Origin of the sequence: Streptomyces sp. NPDC001663 (assembly GCF_042893105.1) — a bacterium.
In the GTDB taxonomy this organism is placed as follows: domain Bacteria; phylum Actinomycetota; class Actinomycetes; order Streptomycetales; family Streptomycetaceae; genus Streptomyces.
This window is the reverse complement of the sequence record NZ_JBIAUR010000006.1, coordinates 147139-171847: the sequence shown is the minus strand read 5'-3', so window position 1 is coordinate 171847 and position 24709 is coordinate 147139. Positions and strand designations below refer to the sequence as shown.

The 24709-nt window shown below is 73.0% G+C and carries 21 protein-coding genes and 1 pseudogene; 13 read left to right on the top strand and 9 right to left on the bottom strand.

All coding sequences use genetic code 11. From position 1 onward, the window contains the following. Positions 1–18: 18 nt before the first annotated feature. Together ACFY1L_RS20520 and ACFY1L_RS20515 are read right to left on the bottom strand one after the other, a co-directional pair. The gene (locus ACFY1L_RS20520) at positions 19–741 is read right to left on the bottom strand and encodes an ABC transporter permease subunit (protein ID WP_388825846.1); all 723 of its coding nucleotides are present in this window, start codon (positions 739–741) and stop codon (positions 19–21) included. A 2-nt stretch (positions 742–743) separates the two neighbouring features. Continuing rightward, on the bottom strand, positions 744–1664 hold the full coding sequence (locus ACFY1L_RS20515) for an ABC transporter ATP-binding protein (RefSeq protein ID WP_388825843.1): 921 nt from the start codon (positions 1662–1664) through the stop codon (positions 744–746). A gap of 107 nt (positions 1665–1771) precedes the next feature. Between ACFY1L_RS20515 and ACFY1L_RS20510 the strand changes: the two genes are divergently transcribed. The 3 genes from ACFY1L_RS20510 (at position 1772) to ACFY1L_RS20500 (ending at position 4851) form a co-directional block, all read left to right on the top strand. Further along, a complete protein-coding gene (locus tag ACFY1L_RS20510; protein WP_388825840.1) occupies positions 1772–2929 on the top strand; it encodes a sensor histidine kinase in 1158 nt (385 codons plus the stop codon). 14 nt (positions 2930–2943) lie between these two features. Continuing rightward, entirely contained in the window at positions 2944–3606 is a 663-nt protein-coding gene (locus ACFY1L_RS20505; RefSeq protein WP_388825837.1) for a response regulator, read from the top strand. An 87-nt stretch (positions 3607–3693) separates the two neighbouring features. Then, positions 3694–4851 carry an ROK family protein gene (locus ACFY1L_RS20500; protein ID WP_388825834.1) on the top strand — a complete coding sequence of 386 codons (1158 nt, stop codon included), beginning with the start codon at positions 3694–3696 and terminating at the stop codon, positions 4849–4851. Between the two features lie 104 nt (positions 4852–4955). Here ACFY1L_RS20500 and ACFY1L_RS20495 read toward each other — a convergent pair whose 3' ends face one another. Both ACFY1L_RS20495 and ACFY1L_RS20490 read right to left on the bottom strand, forming a co-directional pair. Next, positions 4956–5717 carry a GntR family transcriptional regulator gene (locus tag ACFY1L_RS20495; protein ID WP_388825832.1) on the bottom strand — a complete coding sequence of 254 codons (762 nt, stop codon included), beginning with the start codon at positions 5715–5717 and terminating at the stop codon, positions 4956–4958. A gap of 156 nt (positions 5718–5873) precedes the next feature. Next, a complete protein-coding gene (locus ACFY1L_RS20490) occupies positions 5874–6758 on the bottom strand; it encodes an RNA polymerase sigma-70 factor (protein ID WP_388825829.1) in 885 nt (294 codons plus the stop codon). A gap of 111 nt (positions 6759–6869) precedes the next feature. Here ACFY1L_RS20490 and ACFY1L_RS20485 point away from each other — a divergent pair, with 111 nt between their 5' ends. Further along, complete coding sequence (locus ACFY1L_RS20485) at positions 6870–7523, top strand: NADPH-dependent F420 reductase (protein ID WP_388825826.1); 654 nt, start codon at positions 6870–6872, stop codon at positions 7521–7523. A gap of 109 nt (positions 7524–7632) precedes the next feature. Further along, positions 7633–8463: an alpha/beta fold hydrolase gene (locus tag ACFY1L_RS20480; RefSeq protein WP_388825823.1), complete on the top strand. Its 831-nt coding sequence runs from the start codon at positions 7633–7635 to the stop codon at positions 8461–8463. Between the two features lie 93 nt (positions 8464–8556). Here ACFY1L_RS20480 and ACFY1L_RS20475 read toward each other — a convergent pair. After that, positions 8557–9345: pseudogene (locus ACFY1L_RS20475) on the bottom strand (EamA family transporter); the annotation flags it as partial. A gap of 47 nt (positions 9346–9392) precedes the next feature. Here ACFY1L_RS20475 and ACFY1L_RS20470 point away from each other — a divergent pair. The 5 genes from ACFY1L_RS20470 (at position 9393) to ACFY1L_RS20450 (ending at position 18267) form a co-directional block, all read left to right on the top strand. Beyond that, positions 9393–10859 (top strand): PLP-dependent aminotransferase family protein, encoded by a 1467-nt coding sequence (locus tag ACFY1L_RS20470; RefSeq protein WP_388825819.1) that lies wholly within the window; start codon positions 9393–9395, stop codon positions 10857–10859. A gap of 187 nt (positions 10860–11046) precedes the next feature. Then, on the top strand, positions 11047–12630 hold the full coding sequence (locus ACFY1L_RS20465; protein WP_388825816.1) for an alkaline phosphatase D family protein: 1584 nt from the start codon (positions 11047–11049) through the stop codon (positions 12628–12630). Positions 12631–12771: 141 nt separating this feature from the next. After that, positions 12772–14175 carry an SWIM zinc finger family protein gene (locus ACFY1L_RS20460; protein ID WP_388825813.1) on the top strand — a complete coding sequence of 468 codons (1404 nt, stop codon included), beginning with the start codon at positions 12772–12774 and terminating at the stop codon, positions 14173–14175. After that, positions 14172–16823, top strand: a complete 2652-nt coding sequence (locus ACFY1L_RS20455; RefSeq protein ID WP_388825810.1) for a DUF6493 family protein — start codon at positions 14172–14174, stop codon at positions 16821–16823. Before ACFY1L_RS20460 ends, ACFY1L_RS20455 begins: the two co-directional genes overlap by 4 nt. A gap of 133 nt (positions 16824–16956) precedes the next feature. Next, positions 16957–18267 (top strand): GNAT family N-acetyltransferase, encoded by a 1311-nt coding sequence (locus tag ACFY1L_RS20450; RefSeq protein WP_388825807.1) that lies wholly within the window; start codon positions 16957–16959, stop codon positions 18265–18267. Here the strand turns inward: ACFY1L_RS20450 and ACFY1L_RS20445 are convergent. Then, positions 18245–19492 carry a trans-sulfuration enzyme family protein gene (locus ACFY1L_RS20445; RefSeq protein ID WP_388825804.1) on the bottom strand — a complete coding sequence of 416 codons (1248 nt, stop codon included), beginning with the start codon at positions 19490–19492 and terminating at the stop codon, positions 18245–18247. The genes ACFY1L_RS20450 and ACFY1L_RS20445 overlap by 23 nt on opposite strands. Positions 19493–19551: 59 nt before the next feature. Here ACFY1L_RS20445 and ACFY1L_RS20440 point away from each other — a divergent pair, with 59 nt between their 5' ends. Both ACFY1L_RS20440 and ACFY1L_RS20435 read left to right on the top strand, forming a co-directional pair. Beyond that, a complete protein-coding gene (locus ACFY1L_RS20440; protein WP_361272158.1) occupies positions 19552–20022 on the top strand; it encodes an Lrp/AsnC family transcriptional regulator in 471 nt (156 codons plus the stop codon). 97 nt (positions 20023–20119) lie between these two features. Then, positions 20120–21811: a DUF885 domain-containing protein gene (locus tag ACFY1L_RS20435; protein ID WP_388825801.1), complete on the top strand. Its 1692-nt coding sequence runs from the start codon at positions 20120–20122 to the stop codon at positions 21809–21811. Between the two features lie 9 nt (positions 21812–21820). Here the strand turns inward: ACFY1L_RS20435 and ACFY1L_RS20430 are convergent, their stop codons facing one another. Next, positions 21821–22666, bottom strand: coding sequence for an SDR family oxidoreductase (locus ACFY1L_RS20430; protein WP_388825798.1), 846 nt, complete (start codon positions 22664–22666; stop codon positions 21821–21823). A 91-nt stretch (positions 22667–22757) separates the two neighbouring features. Further along, on the bottom strand, positions 22758–23270 hold the full coding sequence (locus ACFY1L_RS20425; RefSeq protein ID WP_388825795.1) for an immunity 21 family protein: 513 nt from the start codon (positions 23268–23270) through the stop codon (positions 22758–22760). Between the two features lie 78 nt (positions 23271–23348). Between ACFY1L_RS20425 and ACFY1L_RS20420 the strand changes: the two genes are divergently transcribed. Further along, positions 23349–24134: an ATP-grasp domain-containing protein gene (locus tag ACFY1L_RS20420; RefSeq protein ID WP_388825792.1), complete on the top strand. Its 786-nt coding sequence runs from the start codon at positions 23349–23351 to the stop codon at positions 24132–24134. A gap of 16 nt (positions 24135–24150) precedes the next feature. Here ACFY1L_RS20420 and ACFY1L_RS20415 read toward each other — a convergent pair whose 3' ends face one another. Continuing rightward, entirely contained in the window at positions 24151–24627 is a 477-nt protein-coding gene (locus tag ACFY1L_RS20415; protein WP_388825789.1) for a rhodanese-like domain-containing protein, read from the bottom strand. Positions 24628–24709: the final 82 nt, after the last annotated feature.

Sequence of the window (24709 nt, the reverse complement as noted above, 5' to 3'; positions counted from 1 at the left end):
CTGACAATTGGCGGGGTGTCAGGCGTCCCGCCGCCCCACACTCCACGCCCCCGCCAACAACGCCGCCCCCGCCCAGAGCCCCGTCACCGCAAGCCCCGTCCACGGCCCCAACGCACCGTCCCACGTCTCGTGGAACACCACCTGCCCCGCCCTGTCCGGCAGGACATCCGCCACGGAACCGGACATGTCCCCGATCACGAACGAGACGATCAGCAGAAACGGGATCAGGATGCTCAGCGTGGCGACGCCGCTGCGCAGCAGCGCGGTCAGACCGGCCGCCAGCAAGGCCATCAGCGTCAGATAGATCCCGCAACCGACCACACCGCGCAGTTCCTCGCTCCAGGTCAGCCCGTCCGCCTTCGCACCCAGGACGGCCCGCCCGACGACCATGCTCACACCTCCCGTCACCAGCCCCACGACCAGCACGGGTACGCCGACAGCCACCGCCTTCGCCGCGAACCACCGCCCCCGACTCGGCACCGCGGCCAACGTGGCGTGCAGGGCGCCGCTGCGGAACTCCGCGGACACGGCCGTCACGCCGAAGGCGATCGCCGCGATCTGGCCGAAGCTGATGCCGAAGAAGACCGAGAACAACGGGTCGAAGTCCGCTCCGCCGCTGTCGGTTGCGGCGAGCGCGGAGAACACGGCGGTGGCGGGCAGGACGGCACACAGACCGGCCACCAGCGACCGCAGCGTACGGATCTTGAGCCACTCCGAGTGGAGTACGGGCGTGAATTCCATGGTCAGGCCTCCTGAGGCTGTGCGGTGAACTCGGTCTCGGTGCCGGTGAGATCCAGATAGGCCTGCTCCAACGTGCCCTCTTCCGCGGCGAGTTCGAGGATCGGCACGCCCGCGGCGGAGGCGAGCCGTCCGATGTCGTCCACGCGCGCGTGGTCCACGGTCCAGTGCCCGTCCTCGTGCTCCACGGCGTCGTGACCGTGCCGGGCGAGGACGCTCTTGAGTGCCGTCGCGTCCGTCGTACGGATCCGTACGCGTGGCTGCACGCGCGCGTGGATGAACTCCCGCATCGGGGTGTCGGCCAGGAGGCGTCCGCGTCCGAGGACGACGAGGTGGTCGGCGAAGGACGCCGTCTCGCTCATGAGGTGGCTGGAGACCAGCACGGTGCGGCCCTGCCCCGCGAGCCGGCGCAGCAAGGCGCGGATCCAGATGATGCCTTCCGGGTCGAGGCCGTTGGAGGGCTCGTCGAGCATGACCACCTCGGGCTCGCCGAGCAGCGCGGCGGCGATGCCCAGTCGCTGGCGCATGCCCAGGGAGTACGTCTTCACGCGGCGCCGCGCGACCGAGGCGAGCCCGCTCTCCTCGAGCACCTCGTCGACCCGGCGGCCGGGGATACGGTTGCTCGCCGCCAGTACGCGCAGGTGGTCCCGGCCGGTACGGGATCCGTGCGCGGCCTGCGCGTCGAGCAGGGCGCCGACGTGGCGCAGGGGTTCGCGGAGTGTGGCGTAGGGCCGGCCGCCGACCGTGGCGGTGCCGGAGGTGGGTCGGTCGAGGCCGAGCACGAGCCGCATGGTGGTGGACTTTCCGGCGCCGTTGGGACCGAGGAAGCCGGTGACGCGGCCGGGTCGGACGCTGAAGGTGAGGTGGTCGACGGCGCGTCGGGTGCCGTACTCCTTGGTGAGGTTCTGGATGTCGATGCTGGTCATGGCAGCAGCGTGGCCGGTCGGGCGGGCGTTCTCCTCCCCCGGCGGTGCGGATCGTCTCCCCCACGCGGGGGAAGTCCGTTGTCAGTGGCGCCTGGCACGATGTCGAAATGGCCCGCTTTCTGCGCCCGTTGCTCCGGGGGACGACGTACACGCGCTTGCTGCACCTGTGGGTGCCGATGCTCATCGTCAGCGTGTGGCTCTACATCGACATGTCGACATGGTGGGTGCCCGCGGCCGCGCTCGTGCCGGTCGGGCTCATCCCGGCGGTGCGGCTTGGCGAAGGGGTGCAGGCGCGGCTGCTGCTGACGCCGAGTGAGCAGGACTCGGGCATCTCCGTGAGCCCGGCGGTGGCCTGGCGGGACCGGCTGCGCACCGTGTTGTGGCTCGAGGTGCGCATGGCGCTGGGCGCGGTGGCGATGGCGAGCTGCGTGTGGCTGCCGGGCCTGGCGTACGAGCTGGCCCGGATCGCGCTCGGATACGCGCCGGACGACGCCGTCCCGCTCCTGCGCGAGGCCCAACCGCACTGGGCGTACTGGCTGTTGGTGCCGCTGCCGCTCATCGCGCTCTACGGGGTCGTCGTCGGCCTGGGTGCGCTGATCACCGCAGTCGCGCGCCGGCTCCTCGGCCCGTCCGCGGCCGAGCGCCTCGAGGCGCTGGAAGAGCGCACGGACCAGCTCCTGGAGCGCAATCGCATCGCGCGTGAACTGCACGACTCCATCGGCCACGCCCTCACGGTGGCGGTCGTGCAGGCGGGTGCGGCCCGCGCGGCGGGCGACCCGGAGTTCACCGACCGGGCTCTCGCCGCCATCGAGGACACCGGCCGTGCCGCGCTGGAGGACCTGGAGCGGGTGCTCGGCGTGCTGCGGGAGGCGGAGCGGCCGGTGAGCAGCCGTCCGACGCTGGCGGAGGCGGACCGCCTCCTGGAGTCCGCGCGCGCGTCCGGCGCGAAGGTCGACTCGGAGGTCTCCGGTCCGCTGGAGTCCATCCCGGGCCCGGTCTCCCGTGAGGGCTACCGCATCCTGCAGGAGGCGCTGACCAATGTGCTGCGGCACGCGGGTGCCGTGCCGACACGCGTGCGCGTGACCGTCACCGACGGCACCCTCACCCTCGAGGTCCGCAATCCGCTGACCGCCGAGATACCGGGGCCCGGCCGGGGCAGCGGCCTGCGCGGCATACGGGAGCGTGCGGCCCTGCTGGGCGGCCGCGCGCTCACCGGTCCGGACGAGGGCGACTGGCAGGTACATGTGGAGCTGCCGCTGAGTTGATCTAGGCTGACCGGATGCCGGTGACCGTTCTCCTCGTCGACGACGAACCGCTCGTACGCGCCGGCCTGCGGGCCGTTCTGGAGGCGCAGCCCGACATCGAGGTCGTCGGGGAGGCGGCCGACGGGGCGGCGGTGATCCCACTGGTGCGGCAACTGCGGCCGGACGTGGTCGCCATGGACGTACGGATGCCGCTCCTGGACGGCATCGAGGCCACGCGCGCGGTGCTGCGGACGGTGGACGATCCGCCGAAGATCCTCGTGGTGACGACGTTCGAGAACGACGAGTACGTGTACGAGGCGCTGCGGGCGGGAGCCGACGGGTTTCTGCTGAAGCGGGCGCGGCCGGCCGAGATCGTGCACGCGGTGCGGCTGGTCGCCGAGGGCGAGTCACTGCTGTTCCCGGCCTCCGTGCGGCGGCTGGCCGCCGAGTACGGCGACGACGGCGGGAACCGGGCGGCCCGGGCCGCGATGGAGCGGGCCCGGCTGACCGAGCGGGAGGCCGAGGTGCTGCGGCTGATGGCCCGTGGACTGTCGAACGCGGAGATCGCCACCCGGCTGGTGGTCGGGACGGAGACGGTGAAGTCGCATGTCAGCGCCGTACTGGCGAAGTTGGGCGCGCGGGACCGGACGCAGGCCGTGATCGCCGCGTACGAGTCGGGGTTCGTGGCGCCGGGCTGATCCGCCGGAGGAGCCCCTGGCACTCGCCGGGGTCCGCCGCGCCGAGTACGATCCGGCCAACACGCGCACGAGCTGGGAGGACGGACGTTGGGGCGGCTGACCGGCGGGGATCCCTCGCTGCTGCGAAGGATCAACTCCGCGGTGGTGCTGCACGCGCTGCGCGCCACGGACTCCGCGACGCTGACGGAGATCACCCGGGTGACCGGGCTGTCCCGGCCCACCGTCGAGGGTGTCGTCGAGGGGCTCATCGAGGCGGGCTACGTCGTCGAGAAGGCGGCCGACGAGAGCGTCGTACGGCGGCAGGGGCGGCCCGCGCGAAGGTTCCGGTTCCGGGCCGAGGCGGGGCATCTGCTGGGCCTGGAGATCGGGCCGCACCGCGTCGCCGCGCTCCTGGCCGACCTGGACGGCCGGGTGCTGGGCGCCCAGGCCAAGGAGGTCGACGAGACGGCTGCGGCGGACGAGCGGCTGGAACGGCTGCGCACCGCCGTGGCCGAGCTGCTGCGCCGGGCCGGCGTCCCGCGCAGCTCCCTGCGGGCCGTCGGGGTCGCCACACCGGGGATCGTCGAGGCGGACGGGACTGTACGGCTGGGCACGGCGCTGCCCGAATGGACGGGACTGAATCTCGGCGAGCGGCTGAGCCGCTCCTTCAAGTGCCCGGTGCTGGTCGAGAACGACGCCAACGCCGCGGCCGTCGCCGAGCACTGGAAGGGCGCTGCGATCGAGTCCGACGACATGGTGTTCGTGCTGGCCGGCCTCAGCCCGGGCGCCGGTTCACTGATCGGCGGGCAGCTGCACCGCGGCTACGGAGGCGCGGCCGGCGAGATCGGCGCGCTGCACCTGCTGGGCCGCGAGGTGACCCCGGAGACCCTCCTGTCCACCACCGACGAGCCGCTGCACCCCCTCGACGAGCAGGCCGTCGCCGCGGTTTTCGCGCAGGCCCGCGAGGGCGACCAGCGGGCCCGCGCGGCCGTCGACCGGTTCATCCAGCGGCTCGTCCACGACGTGGCCGCGCTGGTCCTGGCCCTCGACCCGGAACTCGTCGTCGTCGGCGGCTGGGCGGCCGGCCTCGACGGCGTACTGGAGCCCCTGCGCAGCGAACTGGCCCGGTACTGTCTGCGCCCTCCGAAGGTGACGCTGTCCCTCCTCGGCGAGGCCGCGGTGGCGACGGGAGCGCTCCGGCTCGCCCTCGACCACGTGGAGGAGCAGCTGTTCGCGGTGGAGGGCACGGTGACGGCGCGACGCTGACGGGCGGCTTCACTGCACCACGCCGACCACGCGACACCCTTCAGGTGAAACGGCTCGCGCCCCGGAGGAGTTCCGGGGCGCGGTCGATGTGGCGGCAGGGCGGCTCAGGAGGCCCGGCGCTCGGGGTTCGGGTGGATCTCCACGCCGCCGGAGTCGCCGAAGGTCAGCCGGCAGGTGTCCGCGCGATACGTGGCGACGGAGAGCGCCGCGGTGCGGCCGTCGGCGATGAAACGGGTGGTGACGACGAGGACGGGCGCCCCGGGGAGCCGGTCCAGTTCCTTGGCGTCGTCCGCGCGGGCCGAGCCGAGCTCCACGGAGCTGTCCCGGCCCTCCAGCTCCAGCCGCTGCAGCTCGCGCAGCACGGCACGCGCGCGTGCCGGTCCGGACGGTGCGTCTATGGCGGAGAGGTCGGGCACCGACGACGCCGGGATGTACAGCAGTTCCGCGGCGACGGGCTGGCCGTGCGTCATGCGCGAGCGGCGCACCGTGTGCACGGACTCGTCCGGGTCGATCTCCAGTGCGGCGGCGACCGCGGCGGGCGGCGCCGTCACGGTGCAGTCGACGGCCTGCCACACGTCACCGGCGGCCCCCGGCCAGGCGTGCTGCTCGGTGCCTACGGCCACGCCCACGCGCGGCGGGGCGACGGTCGTACCGACACCGCGGCGGCGCTGCAGCCTGCCTTCCAGTTCGAGCTGCTCCAGAGCCTGGCGAAGCGTGGCGCGGGCGACGCCGAAGCGGGCGGCGAGGTCGCGCTCGTTGGGCAGGATCTCGCCCACGGAGAACTCGGAGTCCAATGCCTCACTGAGCACGGTCTTGAGGTGCCAGTACTTCGGTTCCGGCACCGATTCCAGCTGCGTGGTCCCCACCCTGTCCTCCGCAATCGCCGTGGTCCGGCGGCGTTTTAGCGCCCTTGTTTATTAAAGGTTGTTGCACTTATCTGCGACCATAGGGCGGCCCAAACCCTTGGTCAAGACCAATCCTCGATCCCACCGGGAAAGACAGAGAGCGGTTGCAGCGGCCCCTCAGGTCGCGGTCAGTGACAGCAGCTTGTCGGGGTTGCGGATGATGTAGACCGTCTGGATGCGGCCCTGGAAGACGTCCAGCTGGAAGACGCTGTCGGGCTTGCCGGCGGACAGCGCCACGAGGGCGGGGCCGCCGTTGAGCTCCATGAAACGAAAGGACGGGTCCGGTACGCCCTTCCGGGCGGCCCCGATGAGGAAGCGGCCCACCTTGTCGGCGCTCTCCAGGACCCGCAGCGGCGCCCGCGACTTGCCGCCGCTGTCGCCCACGAGCCGCACGTCGGGCGCCAGCAGCGCCAGGAGCCCGTCCAGGTCGCCCTCCCCCGCGGCGGCGAGGAACCGCTCAGTGAGCTCGCGACGCCGGGCGGGATCGACCTCGTAGCGCGGCCGCCGCTCCTCGACGTGCTTGCGGGCCCGCCCGGCGAGCTGGCGCACGGCCGGCTCGCCGCGGTCGAGCATGGCGGCGATGTCCGCGTACGGGTAGCCGAAGGCTTCCCTGAGCACGAACACGGCCCGCTCCAGTGGCGACAGCGACTCCAGGACGACGAGGACGGCCAGGGAGACGGAGTCGGCGAGCACGGCCTGCTCGGCGGTGTCCGGGACGGTGTCCCCGAAGTCGGTCACGTACGGCTCGGGCAGCCACGGACCGACGTACGCCTCGTTGCGGGCCTTGACCTGGCGCAGCCGGTCGATGGCGAGGTGTGTGGTGATGCGCACCAGGTAGCCGCGCGGCTCGCGCACGTCGCTTCGGTCGGCGCCGGACCAGCGCAGCCAGGCCTCCTGGACCACGTCCTCGGCGTCGGCCACCCGCCCGAGCATCCGGTAGGCGACCCCCAGCAGGACGGGGCGGTGCTCTTCGAAGACGTCGGTCCCGGTGTCCGTGGTCACCGCCCCATCCCATGCGACGCCTACGGCCATGTCTAGGAAAAATCCGCGTGTCCCGGAGCAGAATGACCCAGAGCCGCCCAGCGCGGGCGGCTGCGCCTTGCGGAGGTAGCCATGCGGTACGCGGTACTGGGCACGGGCGATGTGGGCCGTACGCTCGCCGGCAAGCTGGCGGAGCTCGGCCACGAGGTGACCTTGGGTTCCCGCACCAAGGACAACCCGACCGCCCTGGAGTGGGCGCAGAGCGCCGGTGCGGGCGCGCGGGCCGGCACGTTCGAGGAGGCGGCCTCGTCGGCCGAGGTGGTCGTGGTCGCCGTCGGCGGGCGGGTGGCACTGGCCGCACTCGAGGCGGCCGGGGCGGCGAACCTCGACGGGAAGGTCGTCATCGACGTCTCCAACCCCCTGGCCTTCGAGGAGGGGGAGCTGCGGCTGGCCCCCGTCGAGTCGGACAGTGTGGGCGAGCAGATCCAGCGCACGTTCCCGCACGCGCGCGTGGTGAAGGCGCTCAACACGGTCAACTGCCAGGTGATGGTGGACCCCTCGCTGGTGCCGGGCGAGCACCAGCTCTTCGTCTGCGGCGAGGACGCCACCGCCAAGGAGCAGGTCACCGCGCTGCTCGGGGAGTTCGGGTGGCCGCCGCACCGGGTGCTCGACCTGGGCGGAATCCGGGCAGCACGCAGCGTGGAGATGATGCTCCCCCTGTGGCTCGACCTCTTCCGGCATTTCGGGCACGGGGAGTTCAACCTGGAGGTGCGCAGGGCGCGTTGAGGGCCGTACGACCGCGAGGTCGACCCCAACCAGGGGCTACCCGTCGGTAGCAATTGCTGACAAGCTGTCTACACGGCGTCCGTCAGCGAGCCCCAGACGAGGAGCACCCATGTCCGCCACCGTCTCCTTCAAGGTCCCCTCTGCGGGTGGCCCGCAGCCCGTGACCGTCTCCTACGCGCGCGTGGGCAGCGGCGAGCCGCTGCTCCTGCTGCACGGCATCGGTCACCACCGGCAGGCCTGGGACCCGGTGGTGGACATCCTCGCGACCGAGCGCGATGTGATCGCCGTGGATCTGCCGGGGTTCGGCGCCTCTCCGGGGCTGCCCGACGGGCTCGCGTACGACCTGCCCACGACGACCGCCGTGTTCGGAGCGTTCTGCGAGGCGCTGGAGCTCGAACGCCCGCATGTGGCGGGCAACTCGCTCGGCGGGCTGCTCGCCCTGGAGCTGGGCCGCGAGAAGCTCGTGCGGTCCGTGACCGCGCTGTCCCCGGCCGGGTTCTGGTCGGAGGCCGAGCGGCGCTACGCCTTCGGCGTCCTGCTCACGATGCGGCGCATCTCCCGGCGGCTGCCGCTGCCCCTGGTCGAGCAGCTGTCCCGCTCGGCGGCCGGCCGCACCGTGCTCACGAGCACGATCTACGCCCGCCCCAGCCGCCGTTCACCCGAGGCCGTGGTCGCCGAGACGCTGGCGCTTGCCCAGGCCACCGGGTTCGACGACACCCTCCGGTCCGGCAGCGCCGTCCGGTTCACCGACGACATCCCCGGGCTTCCGGTCACCGTGGCCTGGGGCACCCGGGACATGCTGCTCGTGCGCCGTCAGGGGGTGCGCGCCAAGCGGATCATCCCCCGCGCCCGTCTGGTGCGGCTGCCCGGCTGCGGGCACTGCCCGATGAACGACGACCCGGCGCTGGTCGCCCGCGTCATCCTCGACGGCAGCCGCTGACCTGCCGCGCCGCCGGGTCAACGCGCCGGATCCCAGGGCGACTCCGGCGCCGACCAGGGCGCTGCCGACGGCCTGTGCGGCCCCGTAGGAGCCCGTTCCGACGAGCGGGGCCGTGCAGGCGGCGGCGACCGGGATGAGGCCGGAGAACAGCGTGGCGCGCTCCGCGCCGATCCGCTGCATGCCCATGTACCAGCACACGAATCCGACGACCGTGACGACCGCCGCCTGCCACAGCAGCGCGGCGGCCTCGGTGCCGTCGGGCCGCCGCAGCCACGCCGTGCCGTCCACGACCAGCCCGGCCGCCGCGGACTCGACCGCCGCGATGCCGCACACCGTGGCGGACAGCAGCCGCGGCCCCAGCGGCCGCAGCACGGGCACCGCGAGGACCGCGAAACCGACCTCACCGGCCAGCGCGCACGCCGAGAAGGCGATGCCCACGCCGTCCGTACGCCCCCAGCCCTGCACCGTGAAGGCACCGACGGCGACCAGCAACGCCCCGTACAGGACCAGGCGTTGGGGCCTGCGCCCCTCCAGGAGCGGGACGACGACGGCCACGACCACGGGCGCGCAGCCCACGAAGACGCCCGGTACCGCCGGTTCCGCGGTGCGCTCGGCGGCGATCACGGCCAGGTTGAAGCCGACCATGCCGACGGCGGCGAGCAGCGCCAGGCGGGCCCACTGGCGGGGCACGAGCGCCCGCAGCCGCGCCGCGGCCCCACGGCCGGCCAGCGGGGCGAGCAGCAGACACGCCAGGCCGTAGCGCAGGAACTGGCCGCCCGCGTACGGATAGTGGCCCAGAACGCTGTTGGCCGTGAAGGACCCTCCGACGAGGACACAGGCGAGCGCGGCGAGCAGGGCTCCGCGCGTGGTGGTGGCGTTCATGGCAGCGACGCTAGGTAGAGCAGCGGTCCGGTTTAAGGTCCATTTCCATGACGCCATCGGAGACCAATCGGGACGGCACTCCAGCTTCCGGCCCGGAGCAAGGGCACGCCGCCTCGCCCGCCTGGGAGCTGCTGCTGCCGGCCGCCTCCGCTCCGGCACGCACGCGTGGCCGCTCATTGCAGGCGGCACTGCGGGAGGCGGTGCGGTCGGGGAGGCTGGCGCCGGGCACGCGGTTGCCGTCGAGCCGGGATCTCGCCGCCGACCTCGGGGTGTCGCGGGGGCTGATCACCGAGGCGTACGAGCAGCTGACGGCGGAGGGCTATCTGCGCAGCGGGCGTGGCGCAGGCACTTGGGTCGGCGGTGCCGTGCGGGCCGCGCCTGCACGCGCGCGTGACCTCGCCCCGCACTCCCCCGGCACGCAGGCCGACTTCGTGCCCGGCACGCCGGACCTGTCGCTGTTCCCGCGCACGGCCTGGGCCGCGGCGCACCGCGCGGTGCTGGCGGACCTGCCCCACCGGGATCTCGGTTATCCCGACCCGCGCGGGCTGCCGCAGCTGCGTACGGCACTGGCGGAACTGCTGGCGCGGCGCCGGGGCGTGGTCGCTGACCCGGAGCGGATCGTGGTCGTCTCCGGGGTGGCCCAGGCGACGACGCTGCTCGGATTCGCGCTCCACGCGCGCGGGTTGCGCACCGTCGGCGTGGAGGATCCCGGAAGCCCTCAGCACAACGCGCTGTACGCCTCGGCCGGCGTCACCACCGTGCCGCTGCCTCTGGACGAGGACGGACTCGTCGTCGGGCCGTTGCGGGAGTCGGGCGTGCGGGCCGTCGTGACGACGCCCTCCCACCAGTTCCCCACCGGGATCGCGTACTCCGCCCGCCGCCGCACCGAACTGCTCGACTGGGCGCGGTCGGTGGACGGGTTCGTGCTGGAGGACGACTACGACGGCGACTTCCGCTACGACCGTGCTCCCGTGGGCGCGCTCCAGGGGCTCGACCCGGAACACGTGGCCTACACGGGCTCGGTCAGCAAGTCCCTCGCGCCGGGCCTCAGGCTCGGCTGGCTGCTCGTACCGGAGACGTTGGCCGGCGAAGTCGTCGAGCGCAAGCGGACCATGGATCTCGGCCATCCCACCCTGGACCAGGCGCTGTTCGCCCGCTTCGTGGAGCGCGGCGACTACGACCGCCAGCTGCGCCGCTGCCAGCGCGCCTACCGGGAGCGGCGCGACGCACTCGTGGCCGCCCTGGACGAGCACTTCCCGGGCTCACAGGTGGCGGGGATCGCCGCGGGACTGCACGTCATCGCCGCGCTGCCGGCACGGTACGGGCCGCAGGAGCGCTTCCTCGCGCGCGTGGCCGCGGCAGGTGTGGCGGTGCGTCCACTGACCGACTACACGCACGCGCGTGGCGGGCACGAACGGAGCGAGGGCGTACTGCTGGTCCTGGGGTACGCACACCAGTCACCGGCACGGATCCGGGCGGGTGTACGGCTGATGGCCGAGGCGACCGCCGCATGACCACGGGGTGACCGGCGCGGGAAACGCGCGGGTGGCTCATCCCTTTCGCCACCGGAATCCCCCTTGTCGTGCGCCGGTTCCCTTGTCCCTGCGGTCAGTTGTTCACTTGTGGTTTCCGTGTGCGCTGCGGCGCACCAGTAGTTGTGGCATCGCACACTGGCCGGATCCCGTCCCTGGAGGCGCATCCATGTCACACCGTCCGCTCCCCGGCCGCCGCAGCGTGCTGCGCGGCTCGCTCGCCGCGTCGGCGGCCCTGACCCTGCCCACCGCCCTCGGCGCGGCGCCGGCGTTCGCCCTGTCCGGACGTCCCAAGGCGGGTTGGGGCGTGCAGGCCGGAGACGTGACCACCGACTCCGGGCTGGTGTGGGTGCGTTCCGACCGGCCGGCCAGGATGATCGTCGAGACGTCGGCGACCGAGTCGTTCCGCAACCCGCGCAGATGGCACGGTCCGCTGCTCGGCGCGGACTCGGACTTCACCGGCACGACCCGGCTGCGCGGGCTCCCGTCGGGCGAGCAGATCCACTACCGGGTGCTGCTCGCCGATCCTGACGACCCGCGCCGCACCGGCGAACCGGTGGCCGGCACCTTCCGTACGGCGCCCGTGAAGCGGCGCAGGGGCGTGAAGTTCGTGTGGTCCGGCGACCTGGCGGGACAGGGCTGGGGCATCAACGAGTCGATCGGCGGCTACCGCATCTTCGACGCCATGGCGAAGGTCGACCCGGACTTCTTCCTGTGCAGCGGCGACAACATCTACGCCGACGGCGTGATCTCGGCGACCCAGGCGCTCCCCGACGGCAGCCTGTACCGGAACGTCACCACCGAGGAGAAGTCGCACGTCGCGGTCTCCCTGGCCGACTTCCGCGGCAACTTCCGCTACAACCTGCTGGACGAGGCGCTGCGCCGGTTCAACGCCCAGGTGCCGAACGTCATCCAGTGGGACGACCACGAGGTCCGCAACAACTGGTACCCGGGCGAGGTCATCGGTACCGGCACGCCCTACCCGGCCGGCACGAAGCTGGACGACCTGGCCCTGCGCTCGCGGCAGGCGTTCTCCGAGTACTTCCCGATCTCCACCGTCAGCGGGCGGCCGGACGGCCGGATCTACCGCGTCGTCAACCACGGTCCCCTGCTGGACGTGTTCGTGCTCGACATGCGGACGTACCGCAACGCCAACTCGCCCGACAACCAGACCACCGACCCGCAGGGCATCCTCGGCGCCGAGCAGCTGGAGTGGCTCAAGCGCGAGCTGTCCCGTTCGCGTGCCGTGTGGAAGGTCATCGCCGCGGACATGCCGCTCGGTCTTGTCGTGCCCGACGGAGTCGAGGGCAAGGCGAACATCGAGGCCGTCGCGCAGGGCGACCCGGGCACGCCGCTGGGTCGCGAGCTGCAGATCGCCGAGCTGCTGCGGTTCATCAAGCACCGCAGGATCACCGGCACGGTGTGGCTGACGGCCGACGTGCACCACACCTCGGCGCAGCACTACGACCCGTCGCGGGCCGCGTTCAAGGACTTCGAGCCGTTCTGGGAGTTCGTCTCCGGCCCGCTCAACGCCGGCGCCTTCCCGGCCAACGCGCTGGACGGCACGTTCGGCCCGGACCGGGTGTTCGTAAAGGCGCCGACCGCGTCGAACGTCTCGCCGGCCGAGGGCTACCAGTTCTTCGGCGAGGTCGACATCGACGGCGACAGCGGCGAGCTGACGGTGCGGCTGCGCGAGTACGACGGCACTGTGCTGTTCACGCAGACGCTGCAGCCGGGGCGGGTCGGACAGTAACTCCCGTACGCTCTCATCAGGGCCGCGCACCGGCGTCATCCCCCGGTGCGCGGCGCCGTTCCGTGCCCGCGAACTCCCCTTCCGGCAGGGCGTCTTCGCAGGTCAGGGCCGATTGTCAGTGGTCGCCTCTACGGTTTTTCCATGACGCGATCTTTGCAGGCCGTGGCCTATTGCCGACCCTCCGCGCTGGAGTCCTCGGCGGGTGAGCGACGCCTGGGACTCGAGACCTCCCGGGGCGCGACGCCGTCCGGAGTCGAGGACCATCCCCGGTTCTTCGCCGGGTTCCTGACGAGCCCTCAGGTCGCCTCCGCCGGGCTGTTGGCGGTGGCGGACGTGGCCGCCGCGCGCTACTACCAGCGGCAGCTGCGCGCCTCGCTCGACCCGGTGGTGACGGGCAACGGGGACCGGCTGCGCTTCGAGTCCTTCTCGGGCTGCGGCGGGGTGTACGCCCGCCTGGACGTGCTGGAGGCGGGCCTGGACGGCGGCGAGGTGGGGCACGGCACGACCAACGTCGACGTCAACAACCCGCTGCGCGAGGCTCTCTCCCGCATCGGCTCGGACGACCCGCTCCATCTGCGCGTCGGCCCCGAGGAGTTGGCGGTCACCACGCTGGACGGCCCGGTCGTGGAGAAGAAGGTGCCGCTGCCCGACCGCTGGCTGCGCGGATTCGCCGAGGCCCAGGTCATAGCGGCCGGCTTCGACCTGCGCGCCGAGCTGCCCGCGGGCGAGGCCGTCCGGTTCCTGCGTGCCCTGCCCCGCGGGGGTGGGCGGGGCGTTTCGGCCGGGCCGCGCTGGGTGGTGCCCGCGGGCCGCACTCTGCGGCCGACGACGCGGGCGGTGCCGGGCGCGGTGTGTCTGCCCGGCCCTGAGCGACTGATCGCGCTCCAGCGCGTGCTGCGACACGCGACGGCCCTGCGGGTGTACGGCCCCGCGGCCACCGGCAGCGCCTCCGCGGCGAGCGCCTGGGAAGCCGTGCTGCCGGGGATGCGGCTGACGCTGACCCTCTCGCCGGACGCCTCGCGCGGCTTCTCCGGCGAGGGCGGCGTCCTCGACGCGCTCGCCACCGACGAGGCCGCCGAGGACGCGGAACTCGTCTCGGTGCTCCTGGCGTGGGAGCCTCGCATCGACGTGGCCGACCTCGCCGCCTCCTCGGGGCTCACGGCCGAGCGGGTGCGGGCGGCCCTGGTCCGGCTGGGCACGTCGGGCCGCGTCGGCTACGACACGGCGGAGGCGGCCTACTTCCACCGCGAACTGCCCTACGACGCCGAGCGCGTGGAGCGCCACAACCCCAGGCTGCGCTCGGCCCGGGCGCTGGTGGCCGCCGGCGCGGTCGCCCTGGACGGCGCCCTCGGGACGGTGACCGCGGAGGACGGGCATGTGCACCGGGTGCGGGACGAGGCGGGGGTGTTGAGCTGCAGCTGCCTGTGGTGGGCGAGGTACCGGGGCGGGCGCGGGCCGTGCAAGCACGCGCTGGCGGTGCGGATGGTGCGGCGGGGTGCCGCGGTGGAGCAGGACAGGACGCGGGTCGACGGGGGTGTGCGATGAGTTCGCTGATGGAAGCGGTACGGGCGGGGCACACGGCCACGGTGGTCGACCTGCTCGACGAGATGACGGACGCCGAACGGCGGTCTGTCGTCCCCGAGTTGAAGGCCCTTCGCAAGGAGCTGAGGACGGCACCCTGGGAGGCGGATGCTCGCCGCGCCTACTCGCCGCTGTTCGTGGCCGGGGTGGCCTGCCAGACCGGTGCCGCGGCCGTCGCGACCTGGATCGCCGCGGCCGACATGCGCTGGTCGCAGACCTCGCCGGCCCTGCTGCTGCGCCTCCTCGGCGACCGCTCCCAGGAGTGGCTCGCCGACCTGACGCACCGGCTCGCACAGCGGCCGGCCACGTCCGGGGTGCCGTACGAGCTGATGGCGGGCCTGGTGTGGCTGTCGGGCTGCCCGGTGCCGGCCACGGACGCCTACGTGCGGGGCTGGATGGGCCACCTGAGCTGGGCCGTGCAGCGCAAGGGCACGCTGCTCGACCGCCTGCGGCCGGATCCGCATCTGCCTCAGCTCGTGGCCGCGCTCTTCGAGACGAACGACATCGGGGGTCTGCTCGAGTGGCCGCGCGGGGAGGGACCGGACAGTTGGACCGGGGCGCTCGTCCGCCTCACGGCCGAGGGGGTCCTGGACCGCAAGGTGATGGTCGACGCCTGTGTGGCACGCCTGCTGCGGGGTGGCACAACCACCGAACACCGCGTGTTCCTCCGACTGTTGAAGCTGCTCGAGCTCACTCGGGACGAGGAGCGGGAGCGGACCGCCGACTGGCTGGCCCTCGCCTCCGATGCGGTCTCTCCGGTGGCCTCGCACGCCCAGTCGCTGCTGGCCGCGCCGGCCCTCGACGGCGAGCTGGCGCCGCGTCAGCTGGCGGAGATGTCGGCGGCGGTGCTGTTCCGCACCGAGAAGAAGCTGGTGCGCGCCCAGCTCGTGCTGCTCGGCAAGGTCCTCACCCGGGACGCGGGCACGGCCGAGGAGTTGCTGCCCGCGGTCGCGCAGGCCTTCGGGCACGAGGATTCGGACGTCCAGGAGCGGGCGCTGAAGCTGGTGGAGCGGCACGTCAAGAAGGTCGAGAACGCCGACGTGCACGCCGAACTGGCTGCGGAGGCCGAGCAGTTGATTCCTGGACTGCGGGCCCGGGCGGCTCAGCTGCTGGGCACCGCGCCCGCGGCGGCGGCCCCGGTGGCGTACGAGGAGGTACTCCCGCCCGTCCCTGTGCTCACGCGCCTCGCCCCGGCTCCCGTCTCCGCGGCCGAGGCCGCCGAGGAGGTGGGGGCGGCCATGGCGTCCGAGCCCGGTGTGGCCGGGTTCGAGCGGGCGCTGGACGGCCTGGTGCGCCATGCGTACCGCGACCGGGAAGCCCTGCTGGAGGCACTCCAGCCCGTGCTCGCGCGCCGCTGGTGGAACAGCGCGGACTACGACTCCGAAAGCCGCTTCGACGGGGCCGACTTCGCCGTGTCGGACGCGGAGGACGGCCTGGACCTCCTCCTCGCCACCCTGCGCGGCAGGGTCCGCCTCAAGACACTGCACGCGTTCGTCCAGCACGGGTCCACGGCCCGCGAGTGCGGGCACAGCGGTCTCGCCCGGGCTTTCGCGGCCCGGCTGTGGGAGGTGGCGTACCGGCTGCAGACCGATCCGCTGCCGTTCCTGCTGTCGACCCCGACGTGGAGCACGGGCCTCCTGGAGCCGGACGAGCTGGTGGACCGTCTCGACGAGTACCGGCGCCTGGGCGCGCGGGTGTCGCCGGCGGACTTCGCGCAGGCGTTGCTGCGGGTGCGGCGCGCAGACCGGGCGGCTGCCGTGCGGGCCGCCGAGCGCGCGGCCGCCCTCGGCACGCCGGAGGGCACACGGCTCACCGACTGGCTGAGCGAACCGGGTCCCGGGCTGCCGACGGCCAGACGACGGATCTTCGGCAGTCGCATCCTGCTCGAGTGCGGTGAACTCCTGGAATTGCAGCAGGATTTCCCGGCGGAGTACCGGCCTCTGGGCCGACCGGTGAGCGTGTACGGGGACCGCTGGTACTGCTACCACTGGAGCGACGCCATACGGCAGCACTGGCTTGCCCTGCTCCCCGAGCGGCGCGAGCTCGTGGCCGCTCGGATGCTGCGGGACCTGTCCGCCGTGGCCGTGGACGATGCCCGGGGCGCCGCCGCCGTCCTGCCCCAACTGGCCGAGTCCGGCGGCGAGGCGGGCGAGGCCGTGCATCGGTGCCTGGCGTACGGGCTCGGCGCGCGGCATCCGGAGGACCGGCTCGCCGCCGTGGACGCGCTGCTGACACTGGCTGCACGCGGGCAGCTCGACACGGCGCGGCTGGGCGCGGATCTCGGGCAGCTGGTGCGGCGCGGGGCCGTGAAGCCGCTGCGGCTCGCGGAGTCGGCGAAGGTCGCGGCGGCCACCGGGGCCAACGCCACCATCTGGGAGATGCTGCGGCACACCCTGCCCGTCCTGCTCGCGGAGCTCGCGACCAACGGCACGGCGGCGTCGGCCCGCGGGCTCGGGGAACTGCTGGCCGTGGCAGCAGAGTGCGCCGAGCGGTCCGGGGCGCGGGGGGAGATACCGCACCTGGCGCAGACGGCGGACCGGCGCGGTTCCTCACGGCTGGTGACGCAGGCCCGTCGGCTGCGCAGCGCGCTGTCGCCGGAGGCGGCCGCCTGATGTGAGCGTGACGCCGCGCAAGACAACCGTATAAAAATCAACAAAAGGAGCATAACGACACTTTACCGATCAGTCACAAAGCGTTCGTGATCACGCAACACCCTTCCTTCACAGTGACTGCATGACTCGAGAAATGTCTGATGTGACGCCTGCGAAGCACAGCCGTCCCGCGCACCACTGGCAGAGGAGCGTCGGCGAACTCGCCGCCCTGGTCCACACATGGTGGTCACGCCGCCACGGTCACGCGCCGCCGGCGGACGATACCGGTGCCCGGCCACTGTCTCAGGAGCAGCAGGCCGGGCCGTCCGAGTCGTCGGTGCAGGCGCCGGAGAGCCTGCCCGGGGAGAGCACTCTGTGGCGGATGCGGACGACGGTGAAGGACGAACCGGGGTCGCTGGCCGCGCTCTGCACGGCGCTCGCCGGGCAGCGGGTCGACATCCTCAGCCTGCAGACGCATCCCCTGGCCGAGGGCACGGTGGACGAGTTCCTGCTGCGGGCCCCCGGTGGGCTCATGGCGTCCGAGCTCACCCGGGTGGTCTCGGGGGCAGGCGGCGTGGACACCTGGATCGAGCGGGCCGACGCCCACGACCTGGTGGACGCGCCGACCCGGGTGCTGGGCCTGGCCGCCCGCACCGCCCTGGACGCGGCCGAACTGCCGCTGGCGCTGCGGCAGTTGCTGGGCCGGTGCACCATCCGCCAGCTGCCCGGTACGCCGGTCGGCGGAGGGCGCGGGCCGGACGGTGTGCCGGTGGAGGGAGTTCTCGAGGACACGGTGCTGCGGCTGCGGGCGCCGGAAGGTGGAGTGATCACCGTGGAGCGGCCGTATCTGCCGTTCACGCCGGCCGAGTTCGCCCGGGCGCGGGCGCTGGTGGAGCTGGACGCCCGGCTCGGGCCGCGGGTGCCGCACAGCCAGGACGTGCTGACGCTGCCCGAGGGCAACGAGATCACCGTGCGGCGGGCCGATCCGCGCGACCTGGAGGCCGCGAAGGAGATGCACGAGCGGTGCTCCGCGCGGACGCTCGGGATGCGGTACCACGGGCCGGTCGGTGACGCCGCCCGCTATCTGAACCACCTGCTCAGTCCGCGGTTCGGCCGCACGCTGGCGGTGCAGACCACCTCGGGGCGTCTGGTCGGTCTCGGTCACCTGTTGTGGGACGGGGACGAGACGGAGGTGGCGTTGCTCGTCGAGGACAAGTGGCAGCGGCGCGGTATCGGTGCGGAGTTGCTGGAGCGGTTGGTGGCGATGGCGGTCGAGGCGGGGTGCGAGAGCGTGTATGCCGTGACCCAGGCGTCCAACACCGGGATGGTTGCGGCGATGCGGGGGTTGGGGCTCCCCCTCGACTATCAGATCGAGGAGGGGACCCTGGTGATCACGGCTCGGCTGGACGGGGACGCTCCGCTGGGCGAAGGTGCGGTTCGGGTTACCAACGCCGAAGCGCCGTAGGGGTTGGGTGGTCGTCGGCGTCTGCGGGTGCGTTGTGGATTGTGGCGCCCCGCGGCGGGGCTGCAGATCGACACAGCCCCGCGCCCCTGTCGGGGCGCGCCGGCGCCCCCAATGCCCTGTCCAGGTCCGTCCATAGGTCCTCGACGTCCTCCAAGCCCACCGAAAGCCGAAGCAACCTGTCGCTCACCCCGGCGCCCCGCCGGTCGTCCGCGTCCACGATGCGGTGGCTGATGGATGCCGGGTGCTGGATGAGGGTGTCCACGCTGCCCAGGCTGACCGCCGGGGTGATCAGGTGGACGCCGGCGATGACCTCGTGCGGGTCGCCGGCGGTCTCGAAGGCGATCATCGCGCCGCCGATGCGTGGGTAGTGGACGCGGGTGACGCGTGGGTCGGCGGCGAGGCGGCGGGCGAGTTCGGCGGCGTTCGCGGAGGCCGCCTTCACCCGCACCGGCAGGGTCGCAAGGCCGCGCAGCAGCAGGTAGCCGGCGAGCGGGTGCAGGACGCCGCCCGTGGCGAAGCGGACCTGCCGCAGCCGTCCGGCGAACTCCTCGTCGCAGGCCACCACGCCCGCCATCACGTCGCCGTGTCCGCCGAGGTACTTGGTGGCGCTGTGCAGCACCAGCCGGGCGCCGAGCGAGGCGGGGCGCTGGAGCACGGGCGTGGCGAAGGTGTTGTCCGCCAGCAGCGGGACCGAGCCGCAGGCATGGGCGACGGCCCGCAGGTCGAGTTCGGCGAGCGTCGGGTTGGCCGGGGACTCGACCATCACCAGGCCGGTGTCCGGGCGCAGGGCGTCCGCGATGCCGGCCGGGTCGGTCCAGGTGACCTCGGAGCCGAGCAGCCCGGCGGTCAGCAGGTGGTCACTGCATCCGTACAGCGGTCGTACGGCCACGACGTGCCGCAGACCCATCGACGCCCGTACGAGAAGGACGGCGCTCAGCGCGGCCATCCCGCTGGCGAACGCGACCGCTGACTCGGTGCCCTCGAGGCGGGCCAGCGCGGTCTCGAAGCGGGCGACGGTCGGGTTGCCGAGACGGCCGTAGACGGGCGGGCCCTCGGGCTCGGCGCCGGTGGTGGCGAAGGCGTCGATGCGGGCGGCCTCACCGCGGCTGTCGTACGAGGGATAGGTGGTCGACAGGTCGATCGGCGGCGCGTGCAGTCCCTGCCGGGCGAGGTCGTCGCGGCCCGCGTGCACGGCTTCCGTGGCCAGAGCTCTCGTGGCGTCCATGCGGGAAGAGTGAACAACGACCGGGTCACAGGAATCGAACACCGTGCTACGTTCGACCGATGGCCGAATCTGTCGTACTGGATCCGGTGGATCTTCATCTGCTGCGGCTGCTGCAGAACGACGCCCGGACCACCTACCGAGACCTCGCCGCCCAGGTCGGGGTCGCGCCCTCGACGTGCCTGGACCGGGTGACCCGGCTGCGCCGTTCCGGCGTGATCCTCGGGCATCAGCTGCGACTCGATCCGGCCAAACTCGGGCGAGGGCTGGAAGCCTTGCTGTCCGTGCAGGTCAGGCCGCATCGGCGGGAGTTGGTGGGGCCGTTCGTGGAGCGGATCCGGGCGCTGCCGGAGTCACGGACCGTCTTCCACCTCACGGGCCCGGACGACTATCTGGTCCATGTCGCCGTCGCGGACATGGCGGATCTGCAGCGGCTGGTCCTGGACGAGTTCACGTCGCGTCGCGAAGTGGCCCGGGTGGAAACGCGATTGATATTCCAGCAGTGGGACTGCGGGCCGCTGCTCCCGCCGTAGAGCCTCGGGGCCTGTCCGGCGGATTCCGGCGGACGCGCCCTACGCCCTCGGCTCAATCCGGGTGACGTGCGGCGGGCCGTCGTACGAGGATGGCCGCATGTCTGAGATCAAGAGCCCGCTGCCCCGCGAAGTCGCCGACGCGTACGTCGACGAGCTCGTCGCCCTCGATCCGATCACCGGCACCTTCCTCGGCGTGAAGGAGAGTTCCAGCAGGTTGCCCGACCTCTCGCCCGCGGGCGAGGAGGCGCAGGCCGAGCTGTCGCGCCGGACGCTGGCCCGGCTGGCGGAGGCGGAGCGGCAGCCCGGAGCGGACACTGATGTCGAGCGCCGGTGCGCGCGCCTGTTGCGCGAGCGGCTGCTCGCCGGGCTCGCCGTGCACGAGGCCGAGGAGGGCCTGCGTGCCGTCAGCAATCTGAGCTCCCCCGCCCATGCGGTGCGCCAGGTGTTCACCGTGACGCCGGCGCAGTCGGAGGAGGACTGGGCGGCGATCGCCGAGCGGCTGCGCGCGGTCCCGGCCGCGCTGGAGGGCTACCGGGAGTCCCTCGCCCGCGGCCTGGAGCAGAAGCTGTACGGCGGGCCGCGCGCCACCGCCACGTTCGTCGGGCAGCTCGGCCAGTGGGCCGACGCGGACGGCGAGGGGCACGGCTGGTTCGAGCAGTACGCGGCCGCCGGACCCGAGGCGCTGAGGTCCGAGCTGGACGCGGCGGCCCGCTCGGCCACCGAGGCCGTCGTCGCGCTGCGCGACTGGGTGCGGGACGTGTACGCGCCGGCGGTCGAGGGCGCGCCCGACGTGGTGGGCCGTGAGCGGTACGCCCGCTGGGTGCGCTACTTCAACGGCACCGATCTCGACCTGGACGAGGCGTACGCGTACGGCTGGTCCGAGTACCACCGGCTGCTGGGCGAGATGAAGGCCGAGGCCGAGAAGATCCTGCCCGGCGCGGCCACGCCGTGGGTGGCGCTGGCGCACCTGGACGAGCAGGGCACGCACATCGAGGGCGTCGACGAGGTGCAGCGCTGGCTGCAGTCCCTGATGGACGAGGCGATCGACAAGCTCGACGGCACCCACTTCGACCTGGCCGAGCGGGTGCGCCGGGTCGAGTCCCGGATCGCGCCTCCCGGCAGCGCGGCGGCGCCGTACTACACGCCCCCGTCGGACGACTTCTCCCGCCCGGGCTGCACCTGGCTGCCGACCATGGGCCAGACCCGCTTCCCGATCTACGACCTCGTGTCCACCTGGTACCACGAGGGCGTGCCCGGCCACCATCTGCAGCTGGCGCAGTGGAAGCACGTGGCCGAGAACCTCTCCCGCTACCAGGCCAGTGTGGGCATGGTCAGCGCCAACGCCGAGGGCTGGGCGCTGTACGCGGAGCGGCTGATGGACGAGCTGGGCTTCCTCACGGACCCGGAGCGCCGGCTGGGCTATCTGGACGCGCAGATGATGCGTGCCGCGCGAGTGATCATCGACATCGGCATGCACCTGGAGCTGACGATCCCGGACGACTCGCCCTTCCACCCGGGGGAGCGCTGGACGCCCGCGCTGGCGCAGGAGTTCTTCGCGGCGCACAGCAGCCGTCCCGCGGACTTCGTGGAGAGCGAGCTGACCCGGTACCTGTCGATGCCGGGTCAGGCCATCGGCTACAAGCTGGGCGAGCGGGCCTGGCTGCTGGGCCGTGAGAAGGCGCGCGAGCGGCAGGGCGACGGCTTCGACCTCAAGACCTGGCACATGGCCGCCCTCTCCCAGGGCTCGCTGGGCCTGGACGACCTGGTGGACGAGCTGTCCGAGCTGTGACGCACGAGGTCAACGCCGGAAGCCGCCTTCGGAGTTGATGACCTCACCGGTGATCCAGTCCGCCTCGTCCGTGGCGAGCCATGTGATGAGGCGGGCCGGGTCGTCCGGCATGCCCCAGCGGCCGGAGGGGAAGCGCGCGGCGATCGCCTCGTACGTCTCCCCCGTCGCGTAGCCCGTGTCCACGGGACCGGGGTTGACGGTGTTCACCGTGATCCCCTGCTCGGCGAGCGTGGTCGACAGGGAGCGCGTGATCGAGGCGAGGGCGCCCTTCTGCAGGGCGTAGGCGATCTCGCCGGGCATGCCGTCCGCGATGTCCTGGCCGGAGGTCATCATCACGACGCGTCCGCCAGGGGTACGGGACGGCAGTTCGGCGCGCAGTCGGGCGTACGCCTGGACGAGGAGCAGCACCGAGCGCGTGTCGACCGCCCAGTGGGCGTCGAGCATCGCGGCGTCGATCGTGTCGAGGGTGCCGTCGCTGCCGCTGAGGGCGTGGTTGGCGACGAGGATGTCGAGCCGGCCGCCGAGCGCGGAGGCGGCCGTGGCGATCAACTCGGCGGGCACGGCCGGGTCGGTGAGGTCGCCGGGGCCCGCGACGACCCGCGCCGCGGGGTCGCCGAGTGCCGCACGCACGGAGGCGATCACGTCCTCGGGCCGGTCGGCTCCCCAGGGCATGGCGGTGTCGTGCGGCACGTGGTGGTGCAGATAGACGCTCGCCCCGTACGCAGCGAGCCGCCGGGCGACGGCGTGTCCGATGCCGGCGCGTCTGCTGGCCCCGGTGACCAGGGCGGTACGGCCGCGCAGCGGCAGGGGGTCGCGGCGCAGGTCTTCGGGGGCGGGGTGCGGGAGTCGGGGCATGGACGACCATGATGGGGACCCCGCCGACTCGGCGCACGCGATTATCCGCGCGGGAGCGCCGAGTTGCCTGCTACATCGGCTGCCGCAGGTGCTACGGAAGCCGCCGCAGTTGTACGAGGCCCACCCAGGTCTCCGGTCCCGGCTGGACGTTGGCCGCGCGCACCGCGTATCGCCCCGGTTCGAGTACGACCCTCAGGCGGTCCGTCCGCTCGGTCTCGCCGCCGGGCCAGGCCGAGTCGAACAGCACGACGGCGCCCGGGACCTCCCAGCGGACCTCGTCCTCCCAGTCCGCCGTGGCGAGGGCGGCCGGGACGCCGGCCAGGAGTTCGTCCTCGGAGTTCGCGGCGCACCACCGTACGAAGGTGCCGTGTTCCGGCAGGTAGGCGGTCGAGGCGGGCTCGTCGCCGAGGACCAGGGCGGCCGAGTCGCCGACCGGGAGCAGACCGACGACCCCGTCGACCTCGCAGGCCCGGTCGTAGTCGGAGGCGGTCTCCTCGCCGTCGGCCCCGGCCCAGAAGGGCAGCACCGTCTCCGGCACCGCTATGAGCGGCCCACCGCCCGACTCGACCCACTCCAGCGCACCGGGATCCGCGTATCGCACCATGGCGCAGAACCGTACACGCACGGCGCTCGCACAAATTCGCTGTCCCCCAACCCTCCTCATGCGCCACTCTCGACCCTCATGACCGGCCGCACTCTTTTCCTCTCCCCGCGCGTGACCGCGACGGGCCACGCCCTGGCCCGTGCGGCGCGCGCTCGCGCCCTGCATGTCGAGACGCTGCGCGACTGGCGGGTGCCCGAGCAGTGGAGCGGGGGCGCGTCGCTGTACGCCGGTCCCCTCTTCGCGGACACCGTCGCCGGGGGGCTCGGTCTCGGGCTGCTGGAGGCTCCGGCGGACTGGCTGGCCCGGCTGCCGTACGAACTCACCTGCCGGGATGTCGAGTTCACGACGGTCGCCGAGGCGCGGCGGCTGCGGCGGCCCGCCTTCGTCAAGCCGCCGAACGACAAGAGCTTCCCCGCCCGTGTCTATCCGGACGGGAGCGGGCTGCCGGGCCCCGACGCGGTGGACGACACCGAGCCGGTGCTGGTGAGCGACATCGTGGCGTTCGCCGTCGAGTACCGGCTGTTCCTCCTCGACGGCGAGGTCCGCACCGGCAGCCGGTACGCGACGCGCGGCGAACTCGACGTCGCCCCGCTGGCGGAGGACCCGCGACGGGATGAAGTGCTGGCGTTCGCCGGGCAGTTGGCCGCATCGCAGCTGCCGAGCGCGATCGTGGTGGACGTCGGTGTGCTCGACGGCGACCGCTGGGCCGTCGTCGAGGCCAACGCGGCCTGGGCCAGCGGGCATTACGCCTGTGACGCCGACGCTGCGCTGGACGTGGTGCTGCGCGCGGCCCGCCCGGCGGCGGAGTTCGCCGCGGCGGACCGGCGGTTCCTGCGGCCACTGCCCGAGGTCGTACGGGACTGAGCAGTACGGCGGTGGTTCAGCAGCCGCAGTCCTCCGCGTCCACCGGTGCCGTCAGCGGGTCGGCGGCGCGGTGGTCGCGGCCCTGCCAGGTCTCGTACTCGAAGCCCTCGCGCGCCCAGTACTCGAAGCCGCCGAGCATCTCCTTGACCCGGTAGCCGAGTTCGGCGAGGGCGAGTGCGGCGCGGGTGGCGCCGTTGCAGCCGGGGCCCCAGCAGTACGTGACCACCGGCACCGTCCTGTCGAGGAGCTGCTCGGCCTGCTCGGGGATGAGCGCGGTCGGCAGGTGGATCGCGCCGGGGATGTGGCCCTGGTCCCAGGACGCGGTGGAGCGGGAGTCCACGACGACGAACCCGGGGTCGCCGCCGGCCGCGAGCGCGGCGGCGACGTCGGACACGTCGGCGTGGAAGGCGAGGCTCGCGCGGAAGTGGGCGGCGGCCTCGGCCGGGTCGGCGGGCGCGACGCGGAGTACGGGGTTCACGGTGTCAGTGGTCATGGTCAGGAATCTATGCCGGTCGGACGGTCATCCGAAGTGAGGATCCCTGGGGTTCCCCTTGATCTGCCGGGGAATCCCCTGC